Source organism: Steroidobacter flavus, from assembly GCF_042651805.1.
Taxonomy (GTDB): domain Bacteria; phylum Pseudomonadota; class Gammaproteobacteria; order Steroidobacterales; family Steroidobacteraceae; genus Steroidobacter; species Steroidobacter flavus.
The window spans coordinates 2,330,112-2,344,418 of sequence record NZ_JBHSDU010000003.1; the positions used below are offsets into that span (position 1 = coordinate 2,330,112).

Sequence of the window (14,307 nt, forward strand, 5' to 3'; positions counted from 1 at the left end):
AAGGCGGCGTGCGAACTCTGTTAGCTCTTCAGCAGCAAATAAACTGTGCCGTCGACGATATCGATCGGCCAGGTACGCAGCGCCTGCTTGCACGGCAAGCTCTTCGCCTTGCCGGAGCAAACATCGAAGCTGCCGCCGTGCATCGGGCAGAACACGATGCTTCCTTGCAGCCGTCCTTCGGACAACGACGCAATGGCGTGCGTGCACTCGTCGTCGACCGCATAGAGCTTGCCGTCGACATTGCACACCAGGATGGGATCAATGCCTTCCGGCTGAACACGCAACATGCCGCCGGGCGCAACGTCGCCCGCCTCACACAACTGCAGGCGTCGATCAGCAGGAATCATCGCGGCTTCAGCGCTCACTAACACGGACCTGAAAGGGAACTTGGTTGTAGTATTGTCATACAAAGTTCCGGTAGTCAACTGTAATCTGCGCAGTCCGTGAACGCGCTCCACGGCGCGTTCGGGTGGCCATTCGCGGGCCCGGTCGGCGTTCGTAGAGGGCACGTTCAGTCCCCGTTGCTTGCGCAACAGCCGAGCGCGACGCACTGCACTCTCGTACTTGCATTGACGCTTGTGAAGTGAGTTTGTATAACTTGGGTGCACCGAATAAGAAACAATAGATGGCGCGTCGCGGGCATCGATTTTCGAGAACAACGATTGAGTTCCAAAGAACGACACGGCAGTCGCACGCGCGATACGCATGCAAAGAATCGTTCGGCCGAGCTGATGCGTGTGGCCACCGCGAGTTTGCGAAGCAACTGGCTGCCTGATGTGTTCGCCTCAGTGTTCGATGTGATCGCTCTCAACGGTCGCGGCATGCGATTCCATGAAGTTCCTCGGGAGCACAGCCAGGCGCTAGCAGAATTCCTGCAGCTTCATGTAGGGGAGCTGCGGCGATGCCAGAATCGGCGCTTGGGGTCGATGTCCGCCTCGTTCAAAACGTTCTTGAGGAGAGCGCTGGCTCGTTACGCCGACGAGCTCAGTGACGACTCAGGTCGAGAGGTCATGTTCGCGCTAAACGCCATCGATAGGGTGTTCTGGGGAGTCTCGCCCGGTGCGCGCGGCGCGGACCTGTGGCCGTATCTGGGGATGTATCGAGCCTTGTTACGAGAGCAGCGGCCGCTGTTACGAGGCGTGTCTGGGCATTTGCTGCCGAGAGTGGGGCGCGCCGCTCAGCCCGCGCGGAGCGAACGTGACTTCTTCTCCAGCCTATGTCGGATGCAAGCGCACGATGGCTGCGGCATCGAATATCTACTGTGCGATCGCTTGGGGCCGACAGGTGCCGCGCCCCTCGCTCCCGGTCGCAGATCGATGCGGGTTGGAGTGGTGGCGGCCGTGCAGCACCCTTCTGAATTGAGCTGGACGGTCGATAAAAGGAGGCAGGTTTATTCTGTTGCTCTGAAGCCTGAGGCGGAAGCGGCCGTCATTCGACGAACGCTGGCCGGCTTGCAATGGCTGGCGGCGGAGGGTGCCGAGATCGTGCTGCTCCCCGAGTTGGTTGCTTCCACGGCGCTCGATGAGCGAGTTCGCGAATGGCTGCTGGCCTGCAAGTCGAGCAAGCCGCGGCTGGTGATTACTGGCACCTATTTGAAATCCGTTCCGGGCAGGCGTCAGGCACGCAATCGTGCCCACGCTGTCGACGGCGACGGACTGGAGTTGTGGTATCAGGACAAGATGCATCAGTACAACTTCACCGCGGACCATCAGCGCGACGGCGGCTGCATACTCGCCGACGAGGCCCTGGTCGAAGATATCGACGTCTCGGATCGTTCTCTGGTCATCGTGGATTCGCCGCTCGGTGAGCGCATCGCGATCCAGATATGTGAAGACTTCGCGCGTACCGTGCCTCAGAAGCAATTGCTGGTCGAAGCCGGCGTCAACGTCTTGCTCGTGCCCGTCATGGCCGCGGCCAAGAAACATCCGCCAGCTATCAAGACGGAATGGCTCAAGCGCTGTGCACTGGACTTTGCGGACGAGGTCAGGGCACTGAGTCTGGTGAGCAATTCCGGCGCGCTGCTCTGTCCCGAGGGGCGCCCGCGCGAGGTGAGCGACTATGTATGCGCCGTGGATTCTTACAAAACTAAAACTTACAACTCAGCGAAGCCCTTCCCTGGATTAACCGAAATCGATGCAATTTTGCTGCAGGTGGAACTGTGATGCCTGTCGGATTTCCTGCCATCAAGTTGATCTGATAGGTATCGATATATATATTCAAGGAACCGTGCAGGAGGACCGCTTATGTCACAGGCCAAGGAACTGCAGGCTCCGATCGAACAATTGCTCCATGCCCTATACCGACGTGAGGCTGCGACGATCAGTAAACTGGCGGCGGCCTTTTCCAAGGAGGCGCGGCGCCATCGTGTCATTCAGGCCAAGGGCGCCGCCGCCGTAGCGGCAACCGAGTACCTGCTCGGTGCGTGGGAGGTGCTGGAGGCATTGGCGATTCGAGCCAATGCCAGGCAGGCGCAAAATGCTCAAGTCAGTGTCGCGAAGCTGCGCTACGGGTTGGATGTGTTGGCGCTCCTCGCTCATCGCCGCGGGCATGCTGTTAGCCCCGGGGCGCTGACGGAAGGGCTGCGGAAGCAGCATGAGGAGGGCGTACACGGGAACAACGTGTCGCGCCTCATTGCCCGGTTGAAAGCGGCGGATCTGGTGGCCGCGCACGAGGGCGGCACTGGCGATGCTCGCACCAAGCCCATCCAGATTACTGAGAGCGGCTGGGATGTTCTGGAAGGGCTCAGGCCCGGGTGGAGAGCCTACGTCCGGTCGCGCATAGGTGAGCCCGTGCAGCCAACGGAGCATATTGGCGCTCCGCGAGACAAGTCGTTGCCCGTGGCACGCGTCGTCCCTCTCGCAGCGTCCTCCAAGAAGCTGGGCGGGACGAAGAGCGCGAGGAAGCACAAGCAAACCCCGCGGACGGCTCGCAGCGTCGGAAAAGCCATGAAGCTTTCCGCCGCCCGGAGCGACTAAGCTCAGCCGCCCGGCTGAAAGCGCTCGGCGCGGATGGCTTTATCGGTCACGCCGTGCGAGGTCAGCGCTTTGCGCGCGGCATCGACCATCGGCGGCGGGCCGCACAGATAGCAAACGGTCGTCGCGTCGAAGTCTTCCTTTTGGAGCAGCGACACCGCCGTGCCGGTGCGCAAGTCTCCATCCGCACCTTCCATGACGGCGATGCGCACTTCGAGCTCCGGCATCTCGGCGACGAGTGCGGCGAGCTCCAATTCATAGAACAGTTCCTGCCGTCGCGTGCAGCCGAAACACAGCAGCGCGGGTTGTCCGCGGCCGCGCAGCGAGCGAATCATCGACAACACCGGCGCGAGCCCGGTGCCGCCAGCAACAAACACGTGTCGACGCGCGCGATCGTCGAGTCCGAAGGAGCCCAGCGGCGCTTGCAGTTTCACGCGATCGCCGACCTTCGCGATCTCCTGCAACCAGCGTGACATTTTTCCGTCAGGCACCAGACGGATCATCAGCTCGATCAAAGGCAGCTCGGCGGTCGTGCTGGCGATGGAATAGGCGCGGGCCTCGCCGACGCCTGGCGCGGCGAGGCGAATGTACTGGCCGCTCTGGAAAACGAAATCCTCGGCGCGATCGAGCTTCAGCGTCAGCAGCGCAACCGACGGCGCACCACGCCGCAGGTCCACGATCTGCGCTGAATGCTTCGAGGGTGCGGAGGCGGCTGAGCCCAGCGAGTAGGGCAGCTCGAACGACGCGTCCGAATTCAGGCGGGTGAGACAGGCGGGTCGCAGTCCGGCCACCAGCTCATCCGCGTTGACTGGGACTTTGCCAGTCAAATCAACGACGGTCTGGCCGTCCAGACATTGCACTACGCAGCTGCCGCAGCTGCCGGTGCAACAGTCATAACGGACCGGCAGATCCACAGCCAGCGCGCCTTCCAGCACGGTTTGACCGGCTTCCACCTCGACGGTGCGTTCCGCGCCGTCCTGAAAAATCAATCGCGCCCGATGCATTAAGGTAACCGCTTGCCGACCATGTTGCATGATTATCATACAATCATATAACGTTGCCTCAGCAAGAGGGCGAACCATGGATCACAGAGTCGGCGAGACCGCGCAAGCCTTGTTGGATGCCTATAGCGGCGCGCCGCTGCCTCCGATCCGTAGTCGATTCGATGCGGGCGACACCCGCGCGGCCTATGCCGTTCAGCTGGCGCAGATCGAGCATTGGATCGGTCAGGGCCGCCGGCCGGTGGGCCGCAAGATCGGGCTCACCTCGCCGGCGGTACAGAAGCAGCTGGGCGTGGCGGAGCCTGATTTCGGTCAGTTGTTCGCGGACATGGTGTATGGCACCGGCGAGACGATTCCGGTCTCCCGTCTGCAGCAGCCCCGCGTGGAGGCCGAGATTGCGCTGATCCTGTCGCGCGACTTGGATATGGAGCACGCGACGGTGGCCGACGTGATTGCATCGGTCGGATGTGTCTTGCCGGCGCTGGAAGTCGTCGGCAGTCGTATCGCCGGTTGGCAGATCGACATCGTCGACACCATTGCCGACAACGCATCGTCGGGCGTGCTGGTGCTCGGCGGTCCGGCGCAGCGGATCGAAGGACTCGACCTGGTGAATTGCGCGATGACGATGACACTGAACGGCAAGCCAGTGTCGAGCGGCTACGGTCGCGATTGTCTCGGCGGCCCGCTCAACGCGGCCGTGTGGCTTGCCCGCCGCTCGCGCGAGCTCGGCCGCCCGCTGAAACAAGGCGAGCTGGTGATGACGGGCGCGCTCGGGCCGATGGCGTCCGTGCAAGCGGGCGACGTAGTGCACGCGACCATCGCCGGTATCGGCCAGGTCGGCGTGCAGTTCGCATAACTGAATATTTGTTTCGAGAACGAGAGTAGATCATGAGTGATGACGCGCAAACCCCGGAAGGCGTCCGCCCCGAAGTTGCCGCAGCCGTCGGCGACTGGCGCGGCTATGTGGAAGCGAAGATGGGCTTTCGCAATCACTGGTATCCGGTGCGCTTTTCCAACGAGCTGGCCGAAGGTCAGCTGCTGACTCTGCAAGTGCTCGGCGAGAAGCTGCTGATCAAGCGCATCGACGGCAAGGTCTACGCGATCCGCGATCGTTGTTTGCATCGTGGCGTGCCGCTGTCGCGCAAGCCCGATTGCTATACAAAGGACACGATCACTTGCTGGTATCACGGCTACACGTATCGTTTCCAAACCGGCGAGCTGGTGAACATTCTCGCCGTGCCCGACAGTCGCTTGATCGGCCGTCGCAAGATCCAGAGCTTCCCGTGTCAGGAAGCGAAGGGCTTGATCTTCGTATTCATCGGCGACCTGGATCCGGTGCCGCCGCTGAGCCAGGACGTGCCGCCGGGCTTCCTCGATGACGACGTGATGATTCTCGGCAAGCATCGGGTGGTGAATTCGAACTGGCGCCTCGGGGCCGAGAACGGTTTCGATGCGCTCCATATCTTCATTCACAAAGACACGACGCTGCGTCACTTCCGCACCTTCAACTTCCCGATCGGCCACACGCCGCTGCCGGGCGCGGTGAAAGTGGTGGAAGACGCGGACGGCCCGAAGGGCGTGATCGATGACTTCGCTCAGCACAAGCCGATTTGGGACGGCGTGATCGACGGTCGCGTCGTGGTCCGCGGTCCGCGCTCGCAACAGGTGCAGGGAACATCAGCTTCAGTCGGCACGTCGATCTGGCTGCCGGGTGTGTTGAAAGTCGAACAGTTCCCGCTGCCGGGGCTGACGCAGTTCGAGTGGTACGTGCCCATCGATGGCAAGACGCATCTGTATGTGCAGACCATCGGCCAGCAAGTGCAGACCGACGAGGACCGGAACAATTTCGCGAACGAATTCGAATCCGTCTACAAGCCGCACGGCCTCGATGGCTTCAATGCCGACGACATCTGGGCGCGCGAAGTCACCGAGCCGTTCTATGCTGACGACTACGGCTGGGTGGATGAGATGTTGTGTGAGCCGGATACGACGATCCTCGAATGGCGCCGCCTCGCGAGCCGCGCGAACCGTGGCATCCAGACTCCTCAAGACCTGCGCTGAGCCTTGCACATGACTGAATTCGCCTCGAACTTCGTCGACACCAACGGCATCCGCACGCACTACCTCGAAGCGGGCAGCGGCCCGACGCTAGTACTCATGCATGGCGGCGGCGCGGGCGCCGATGCATATGGCAACTGGCGCGAGTGCATTCCGATCTTCGCAAAGAAATATCGCGTGATCGCTCCGGACATGGTCGGCTTCGGCCGCAGCGACAAGCCGTCGCCGGAGGGTTTCGTCTACGATCAGCCAAACCGTAATCGTCAGCTGGTGACGCTGCTCGATGCGCTCAACATCGAGAAGGCCTTCCTCGTTGGCAATTCCATGGGCGGCGCGACTTGTATCGGTGCGACCTTGCAGCGTCCGGAACGGGTCGAGCGACTGGTGCTGATGGGCAGCGCGGGTCTGCCGATTCCGGAAAAACCGTCGCCGCAGTTGCTGCACAACTTGAATTACGATTTCACCGTGGACGGCATGCGTCGCGTGATCGCCGGTCTCACCTCGCCGAAATATTCGCCGCCGGAAGAGCTGGTTCAGTATCGCTTCAACCTGACCAATGAGCCGGGTGCGAAAGCTGCGCTGGCGGCGGTGAATGCCGAGACGCGCAAGGGCACGCTGAACTATCCGGAAGACGAGCTGCGCAAGATCAAACAACCGACGCTGATCGTGAACGGCAAGGAAGACGGCGTGTCGACGCTGGCGCGTGCGTATCGCTTCCTCGAGCTGTTCGAAAACAGCTGGGGTTACATCGTGCCCCACTGCGGTCACTGGGCGATGATCGAGCACACCGCTGATTTCTGCGCGGCCGTCGATCGGTTCCTGTCGCAGCCGGTGAATTGACGTGTCGACTCCGCCGCGTGGTGTGCACGAGCTGATCGAGCACTTGATCGAGACGCCCACGGATCGCGGCCTGATTCGAACCAGTCCCGACGTGTTGTTCGATCGCTTCGAGGTGCCCGCGGAAGTGCGTGAGACGTTGCGCACCGGCGGGCGCGACGACTTGCATCGCCTCGGTATTCATCCCAATCTGGTGATCAAATGGCTGATCTGGTCGGGCCGGCCGACCATGCCGTTCTTCCCCATCGATTATTACTTCGCGAGGCGCTGACCGTGGGCAAGATCGTGGGCGCGTTCGCCATGTCGCATGTGCTGGGCGCACCCGGCGGCCTCGAAGAGCAGGCCGAGCGGGTGTTCGTGGGTATGAAAGAGCTCGGCCGCCAGCTGCGCGAGACTCATCCGACGTTGCTGATCGTGATCACCAGCGATCATTTGAATAATTTCCGGCTCGATCAACCCATGCCGTTCGCGATCGGCACCGCCGACGTCTATACGCCGTACGGCGACATGGGGCTGCCGACCGATCAGATCCGCGGTGACGCGTCGTTCTCGACCGGCTTTGCGATGTTTGTTAACGATCGCGGCTTCAAACTCGCCAAGCCGCCGCGCTTGCGTCCGGATCATGGCGTGATGATTCCGCTCGGCATCGTCGATCCGAAGCGTGAGCTGCCGGTCGTGCCGTTGTATGTGAACACCGTTTATACGCCGGGGCCGACGCCGCAAGAGAGCTGGCGATTGGGCGAGCTGTTGCGTGCGTATGTCGCTGAGTACTGCAAGGCTGAGGAGCGCGTCGCGTTGCTGGCCGGCGGTGGCTTGTCGCACTGGCTCGGCGTGCCCGAGGAAGGGCGGGTCAACGAGACTTGGGATCGCTGGTTCATGAAGATGCTGGCGACCGGGCAGGGTTTGAGTCTCGCCAAGCTCAGCAACGAGCAAATCTTGATTGACGCCGGCAACGGTGGCCTGGAAGTGAACTCCTGGATTACGCTGGCGGGCGCTGTTCCGAGTGCGACTGGCGAAGTTCTGTTTTACGAGGCGATTCCCGCCTGGGCGAGCGGCATGGCCGGCATGGCATTTCAGCTCGGCGCATAACGCCGCCACCGTTTCATTTTTTTCACTGACCGAGTTGCTCGATCCCGTCGTGCCGGCAGCTGAGGGTGGCCATGCTCGCCGTCGTATTTGTTGCGGCCGTGAGGGCATGAGGACGGTGGGGTTATGGAGAAGAAGGACTGGTTATGAATAGAGGCAGCTGCTAAGTGATAACGTCTTGGGATCTATTGATCGCGGCACTGGCGGCGGTCGGGGCCGGTTTGATCAACGCATTGGCGGGCGGCGGCACACTGATCAGCTTTCCGGTGCTGGTCGCGGTCGGCGTGCCTCCGGTGGCTGCGAATATCACGAACGCGGTCGCACTGTGTCCCGGCTACTTCGGCGCGACCATCGCGCAATTGCCGAATCTCAAGGGCCAGCGCGATAAGTTGCTGTTGCTGGTGCCAGTGGCCGTGTTGGGCGGCCTCGCAGGCGGCATGATTCTGCTGAGAACGGGTGAGCGCACGTTCACCGCGCTCGTGCCCTGGATGATTCTCGCCGCGTCGGTACTTCTCGCTGTCCAAGAGCCGGTGAAGAAGTTCGTCAGCAAGCGACTCTCGAATCCCTCTCATAAGCATCACACGGCGCTGTTCTCGGCGTTGCCGATCGCGGCTGCCGCTATCTACGGCGGATTTTTCAGCGCGGGCATGAGCGTGCTGTTGCTCGCCGTGCTCGGCCTGACGCTCGACGATTCGCTGACTCGACTGAACGCCCTCAAGCAGGTGCTGGCGTTCAGCGTGAACATCGCCGCGGCGGTGTTCTTCCTGTTCTCGGATCAGGTCGTCTGGACTGCCGCTGCCGTCATGGCGATTGGCGCGCTGATCGGTGGCGCACTCGGCGGCAAGCTCGCCGGGAAACTGCCCCCCGCCGTCCTGCGCTGGGTCGTGGTGGTCGCGGGAATCGCGATTGCCATCGCCTACTGGGTGAAATCCCGCTAACCGACCCAACCTCGGAACCACCGCACCCGTCGAGGGGCGGGTGTCATTGGACTGCCGGGCTCTCTACAATCGGCAGTTCTGCGTCCTTTGCATTCCGGATCCGGGGTCCATCATGACTGTACCGAGCACCGATCTGCCGGCATTTTCTGCAATCAAGCCTGCTGAAGTGGAAGGCAGGCTGCGCGCCTTGCTGGATGGCAACCGCGCTGAACTGGAGCGATTGCTGACGAACAATGCGGCGAGCTGGGACTCGGTGATCGTGCCGCTCGAGGAGATGCAGCACCGCCTGTCCCGGACCTGGTCGCCGGTCGGGCACATGAATGGCGTGGTGAATACTGACGAGCTGCGCGCTGCCTACAACGCGTGTCTGCCGCTGCTCACCGCCTGGAACACGGATCTCGCGCAGAACGAGCGCCTTTATCAGGCGTATGAGACCGTGCTGAAGAACGAAGGCGCACGCCTGTCGCCGGGTCAGCGCAAGTTGGTCGAGAACGCGCTTCGCGATTTCCGTCTGGCTGGCGTCGCGCTGCCCGCGGATAAGAAGCAGCGTTACAAGGAGCTGGTCGAGCGGCTGGCGACGTTGCAGTCGAAGTTCGACGAGAACGTGCTCGATGCGACCAACGCCTGGTCGCGTTTGCTCACCGATCCGAAAGAAATCGAAGGGCTGCCGGCGCCGATCATCGAGCGCGCTCGCGCGGCTGCGGAAGCTAAACAGCAAACCGGTTGGTTGTTCACCCTCGATGCGCCGAACTACACAGCCGTGATGATGCATGCTGCCCACGAGCCGCTGCGTCGTGACTTCTATCATGGCTGGACGACGCGCGCGTCCGATCAGGATGGCAACGAAGGCCGTTGGGACAACACTGAGCTGATGGATCAGATCCTCGCGGTCCGTCACGAGGTCGCGAATCTGGTCGGCTATCCGAACTACGCGGAATATTCGCTCGCGACCAAGATGGCGTCGTCGGTGCCGGAAGTTCGTGCCTTCCTCGAACAGCTGGCGACGAAGAGCAAGCCGGTCGCGCAAAAAGAATTCGATGACCTCACGAAGTTCGCGGGCCGCGAGTTGAATGCCTGGGACGTGGCGTTCTACGCCGAGAAGCTCAAGCGCGAACGGTTCAATCTCTCTGAAGAAGCTTTGCGTCCTTACTTCCCGCTGCCGCATGTGCTGTCGGGTATGTTCACGGTCGCTGAGAAGTTGTATGGCGTGAAGATCGCCGAGCGCACGGGCGTGGATATCTATCATCCCGATGTTCGTTTCTACGACATCCTCAATGAGGATGGCTCACGGCGTGGCAGCTTCTTCGTCGACCTCTACGCTCGCGCCAAGAAGCGCGGTGGCGCGTGGATGGATGAGTGTGTGGGTCGCAAGCAGCTGGCGGGCGCTACGGCGTTGCCGGTTGCTTATCTGGTCTGCAATTTCATGCCGCCGGTGGGCTCGCAACCGTCGTTGCTGACGCACTCGGAAGTCGTGACGATGTTCCATGAGTTCGGTCATGGTCTGCATCACATGCTCACGCGAGTGGATTATCCGAGCATTGCCGGTATCAACGGCGTTGCTTGGGATGCGGTCGAGTTGCCGAGTCAGTTCATGGAGAACTTCGCGTGGCGCGCGGAAGTGATTCCGATGATTTCGTCTCACGTGGAGACAGGGGCTCCGTTGCCGGAGGCGGAGCTGGAGCGATTGCTCGGCACGCGCACGTTCCAGGCGGGGATGCAGACGGTGCGACAGCTCGAATTCGCGCTGTTCGATCTGCGCATTCACAGTGAGTTCGTGCCGGGCGCGGCGAGCAACGTTCTGAAGACGCTTCAAGAGGTTCGTGCGCAGGTTGCGGTGGTGAAGCCGCCCGAGTTCAACCGGTTCCCGAACAGCTTTCAGCATATTTTCTCGGGCGGTTACGCGGCGGGGTACTACAGCTACAAGTGGGGTGAGGTGCTGGCGGCCGATGCGTTCAGTGCGTTCGAGGAAGGCGGCATTTTCAATCGCGCCGTGTCGACCAAGTTCCTGTCTTCTATTCTGGAGCAGGGTGGTAGTCGGGATGCGATGGATGCATTCGTTGAGTTCCGCGGGCGGAAGCCGACGATTGAGCCGTTGTTGAAGCAGTTGGGGCTCGCCGCGTAACGCGGCCGCAAAGTATTTTTTTCTCGTAACAGCCAGGATTGCACGGCGAGCTTACGGGCTCGCCGGAACGCGCCATGACAATAGAAACTTATAAGGGCATCGCTCCCACGCTCGGAGAGCGCGTCTATATCCATCCGGCGGCGGTGGTCATCGGCAAGGTAACCATCGGTGACGACTCGTCTGTCTGGCCGACGGCGGTCATTCGCGGCGACGTGCACTCGATTCAGATTGGCGCACGTACCAGCGTTCAGGACGGCTCAGTGCTGCACGTCACGCACGATGGTCCGTACGCGCCGGGCGGGCGGTCGTTGATCATCGGTTCGGATGTGACAGTGGGCCATCGCGTGACATTGCACGCGTGCACGATCGGCAATGCCTGCTTGATCGGCATGGGCGCAATCCTGCTCGACAACGTCGTGGTCGAAGACTTGGTGATGATTGGCGCCGGCACGCTGGTGCCGCCGGGCAAGGTGCTGGAGAAGGGCGGCCTGTATGTGGGCAGCCCGGCCAAGCGCGTGCGCGATTTGACGGAGAAGGAAATCGCTTTCCTGACGTATTCAGCCGCGCACTACGTAAAGGTCAAAGACGAGTATCTGCGATCACGTGCGTGAGGTCAGCGCCGGCTGCTCAGGCAGTCGGCGGTTGCGCGACAATCTGAGGATGGACGGGCGGCGAAGTTATTCGTTACGCCTGTGCCTTGATCGCTTCCAGCACCGGCTTCGTATCGGGCTTCATTCCACGCCACAACAGAAACGCTTCGGCCGCCTGCTCCACTAACATTCCCCAGCCCGTCTCAGCGCGGCCCGCGCCGACGGTCTTGGACCAGCGAGTGAATGAGGTATCGCCCTTGCCGTACGCCATGTCGTAGCACAGCGTCGCTGGGCCGATGGCCGTGCGGGGAATGGGCGGGATGTCATCTTGCAGGCTGGCCGAGGTGGCATTCAGCACCAGATCGAAGACCCCGTCGCTGACATCCTCGAACGTGCAGCCTCGCACCGTGCCGAGCAGTTCGAACTCTTCGGCCAATTCAACAGCGCGCTGCTTGGTGCGATTTGCGATCTCGATGCACTCGGGGGCGGCCGCTAACAACGGGCCCATCACACCACGCGCGGCACCGCCGGCGCCAAGTAACAAAATGCGAGTGCCTGCGATGTCGAAGCCCAGGTTCCGCGTGAGGTCGATGACGAGGCCGGCGCCGTCGGTGTTATCGCCGAGCAAGCCATCGCTCTTCCAAACCAACGTGTTCACAGCGCGAGCGATCTCGGCGCGAGGCGTGCGATATCGCGTCACGATATTCGCTGCCTGTTTGTGAGGCACTGTGATATTCAACCCTTTGCCGCCGGATGCGAAGAACGCTCCAACATCCCGCTCGAAGTTTTCCGGTGTCACGGCCAGGCGCGTGTAGCTCATGGCCTGACCGGTCTGCTTGGCGAACAGACCGTGGATGAACGGTGACCAGCTGTGCTGGATGGGGTAGCCGACCACCGCGTAGCGATCGATGCTGTCGTTCATGGCGCTTATCTCGCTTCTTTGAGCCAGGCCGCCGCCTTCTTGGCGAAATAAGTGAGAATCCCGTCCGCGCCGGCACGGCGAATGGACATCAATGTTTCCAATACGATGGCGCGCTCGTCCAGCCAGCCATTGCGAAACGCGGCCATCTGCATCGCGTATTCGCCGCTTACTTGATAAACGAACGTCGGCGCGCCGAAGGTGTCTTTCACCCGGCGCACGATGTCCAGATAGGGCAGACCGGGCTTGATCATCACCATGTCCGCGCCTTCCTGCAGATCGAGCGCTACTTCACGTAACGCTTCATCGGTGTTCGCAGGGTCCATCTGATAGTTATATTTGTTGCCCTTGCCGAGATTCGCGGCCGAGCCGACGGCGTCGCGGAACGGGCTGTAGAAATTCGACGCGTACTTCGCCGAGTAGGCGAGGATGCGGGTGTTGACGTGGCCGCCCAACTCGAGCGCTTCGCGGATGGCGCCGATGCGGCCGTCCATCATGTCGCTCGGCGCGACCACGTCGGCGCCGGCGTCGGCATGGGACAGCGCTTGTTTCACCAGCGCTTCGACCGTGATGTCGTTGACCACATAACCGGATGCATCGACGATGCCGTCCTGGCCGTGCGTGGTGTAGGGATCGAGTGCAACGTCGGTGATCACGCCCAGCTCTGGCACCGCCTTTTTGACGGCGCGCACGGCTCGCTGCGCCAGGCCTTCGGGATTCCACGACTCCTTGCCGTCGTTACTCTTGGCCGACGGATCGGTGACCGGGAACAGCGCCAGCGCCGGAATGCCCAGCTCCACCAGCGACTCGGCCTCGCGCACCAGCTCATCGACGCTGACGCGCTCGATGCCGGGCATGCTGTCCACGGTTTGCCGCCGCGACTGGCCTTCGATCACGAACATCGGATAGATCAGGTTGTCGGGGCTCAGCGAGGTTTCACGCATCAGCCGGCGTGAAAAGTCGCTAAACCGCATGCGTCTCATGCGAGTGCTGGGGAATTCTCCTGACTGCAAATTAAACATGACGGCTTCAGGCTCGCGTGACGGCCAAACTATAGACAGCGAAATTCTACACCTGCGGAAGCTGGGATTCGTCGACTACCCTGGCCGATCCGGGTGATCATTGGTCGAAACGCTTCGCCCGAGCAGGGGTTGAGGCTGATACGTAAGTAGAGACTGGAGAAGGTTAAGAGAAGTTCATGCGTGAACCCACCCGCTGCACCTGGCCGCTCGGCGGCAACGAGCTCTACCTGGAGTACCACGATAAGGAATGGGGTGTGCCCGCCTGGGACGATCGCACCCAGTTCGAGTTCCTGATTCTGGAGGGGGCGCAGGCCGGGCTGTCCTGGTCGACCATTCTCAACAAGCGCGACGGCTACCGGGCCGCCTTCGCCGGCTTCGACCCTGAACGCATTGCGAAATTCGGCAAGCGGGACGTGGCGCGGCTGATGAAGGACCCGGGCATCGTGCGCAATCGGCTGAAGATCGAGTCCGCCATCGGCAATGCCAAAGCCTTCCTGGCGTTCCAGGGCGACTTCGCCAAGCACCTGTGGAGCTTCGTCGGCGGCAAGCCCATTCAGAACAACATTGCCGAGCACGGCAAGGTTCCGGCCACCAGCCCGGAGTCGGATGCGCTGAGCAAGGACCTGAAGAAGCGCGGCTTTCGCTTCGTGGGCAGCACCATCATCTATGCGCACATGCAGGCGACCGGCATGGTGAACGATCACCTCACCAGCTGCTTCCGCTACAAGCAGTGCAAGGCGCTGGGAAAGAAGGCCGCTTAGC

At 61.7% G+C, this 14,307-nt stretch carries 15 protein-coding genes; 11 read left to right on the plus strand and 4 right to left on the minus strand.

Annotated features, from left to right (window positions below; genetic code table 11):
- Positions 1–20: 20 nt before the first annotated feature.
- Complete coding sequence (locus tag ACFPN2_RS15720; protein WP_380598108.1) at positions 21–347, minus strand: non-heme iron oxygenase ferredoxin subunit; 327 nt, start codon at positions 345–347, stop codon at positions 21–23.
- A gap of 315 nt (positions 348–662) precedes the next feature.
- On the opposite strand from ACFPN2_RS15720, the gene ACFPN2_RS15725 reads away from it, so the two are divergent.
- Both ACFPN2_RS15725 and ACFPN2_RS15730 read left to right on the plus strand, forming a co-directional pair.
- A complete protein-coding gene (locus ACFPN2_RS15725; protein WP_380598110.1) occupies positions 663–2,162 on the plus strand; it encodes a hypothetical protein in 1,500 nt (499 codons plus the stop codon).
- Positions 2,163–2,243: 81 nt separating this feature from the next.
- Positions 2,244–2,975 (plus strand): hypothetical protein, encoded by a 732-nt coding sequence (locus ACFPN2_RS15730; RefSeq protein WP_380598112.1) that lies wholly within the window; start codon positions 2,244–2,246, stop codon positions 2,973–2,975.
- Between the two features lie 2 nt (positions 2,976–2,977).
- Here the strand turns inward: ACFPN2_RS15730 and ACFPN2_RS15735 are convergent, their stop codons facing one another.
- Entirely contained in the window at positions 2,978–3,976 is a 999-nt protein-coding gene (locus tag ACFPN2_RS15735; RefSeq protein ID WP_380598113.1) for a 2Fe-2S iron-sulfur cluster binding domain-containing protein, read from the minus strand.
- Positions 3,977–4,052: 76 nt separating this feature from the next.
- Here ACFPN2_RS15735 and ACFPN2_RS15740 point away from each other — a divergent pair, with 76 nt between their 5' ends.
- From ACFPN2_RS15740 to ACFPN2_RS15775, 8 genes are all read left to right on the plus strand, one after another.
- Positions 4,053–4,829, plus strand: coding sequence for a 2-keto-4-pentenoate hydratase (locus ACFPN2_RS15740; RefSeq protein WP_380598115.1), 777 nt, complete (start codon positions 4,053–4,055; stop codon positions 4,827–4,829).
- A 32-nt stretch (positions 4,830–4,861) separates the two neighbouring features.
- Positions 4,862–6,034, plus strand: coding sequence for a Rieske 2Fe-2S domain-containing protein (locus ACFPN2_RS15745; RefSeq protein ID WP_380598117.1), 1,173 nt, complete (start codon positions 4,862–4,864; stop codon positions 6,032–6,034).
- A 9-nt stretch (positions 6,035–6,043) separates the two neighbouring features.
- Positions 6,044–6,871 carry an alpha/beta fold hydrolase gene (locus ACFPN2_RS15750; protein ID WP_380598119.1) on the plus strand — a complete coding sequence of 276 codons (828 nt, stop codon included), beginning with the start codon at positions 6,044–6,046 and terminating at the stop codon, positions 6,869–6,871.
- A 1-nt stretch (position 6,872) separates the two neighbouring features.
- Positions 6,873–7,139, plus strand: coding sequence for a hypothetical protein (locus ACFPN2_RS15755; protein ID WP_380598120.1), 267 nt, complete (start codon positions 6,873–6,875; stop codon positions 7,137–7,139).
- Positions 7,070–7,957: a DODA-type extradiol aromatic ring-opening family dioxygenase gene (locus ACFPN2_RS15760; RefSeq protein ID WP_380598122.1), complete on the plus strand. Its 888-nt coding sequence runs from the start codon at positions 7,070–7,072 to the stop codon at positions 7,955–7,957. Before ACFPN2_RS15755 ends, ACFPN2_RS15760 begins: the two co-directional genes overlap by 70 nt.
- A gap of 164 nt (positions 7,958–8,121) precedes the next feature.
- Positions 8,122–8,892 carry a sulfite exporter TauE/SafE family protein gene (locus ACFPN2_RS15765; protein ID WP_380598124.1) on the plus strand — a complete coding sequence of 257 codons (771 nt, stop codon included), beginning with the start codon at positions 8,122–8,124 and terminating at the stop codon, positions 8,890–8,892.
- 112 nt (positions 8,893–9,004) lie between these two features.
- Positions 9,005–11,014, plus strand: coding sequence for a M3 family metallopeptidase (locus ACFPN2_RS15770; RefSeq protein WP_380598126.1), 2,010 nt, complete (start codon positions 9,005–9,007; stop codon positions 11,012–11,014).
- A gap of 74 nt (positions 11,015–11,088) precedes the next feature.
- Positions 11,089–11,625 (plus strand): gamma carbonic anhydrase family protein, encoded by a 537-nt coding sequence (locus ACFPN2_RS15775; protein WP_380598127.1) that lies wholly within the window; start codon positions 11,089–11,091, stop codon positions 11,623–11,625.
- A gap of 73 nt (positions 11,626–11,698) precedes the next feature.
- Here the strand turns inward: ACFPN2_RS15775 and aroE are convergent, their stop codons facing one another.
- Positions 11,699–12,526: a shikimate dehydrogenase gene (gene aroE, locus ACFPN2_RS15780; protein ID WP_380598129.1), complete on the minus strand. Its 828-nt coding sequence runs from the start codon at positions 12,524–12,526 to the stop codon at positions 11,699–11,701.
- A gap of 5 nt (positions 12,527–12,531) precedes the next feature.
- Positions 12,532–13,545, minus strand: coding sequence for a porphobilinogen synthase (gene hemB, locus ACFPN2_RS15785; RefSeq protein ID WP_380598131.1), 1,014 nt, complete (start codon positions 13,543–13,545; stop codon positions 12,532–12,534).
- 176 nt (positions 13,546–13,721) lie between these two features.
- On the opposite strand from hemB, the gene ACFPN2_RS15790 reads away from it, so the two are divergent.
- Complete coding sequence (locus ACFPN2_RS15790) at positions 13,722–14,306, plus strand: DNA-3-methyladenine glycosylase I (protein ID WP_380598133.1); 585 nt, start codon at positions 13,722–13,724, stop codon at positions 14,304–14,306.
- Position 14,307: the final 1 nt, after the last annotated feature.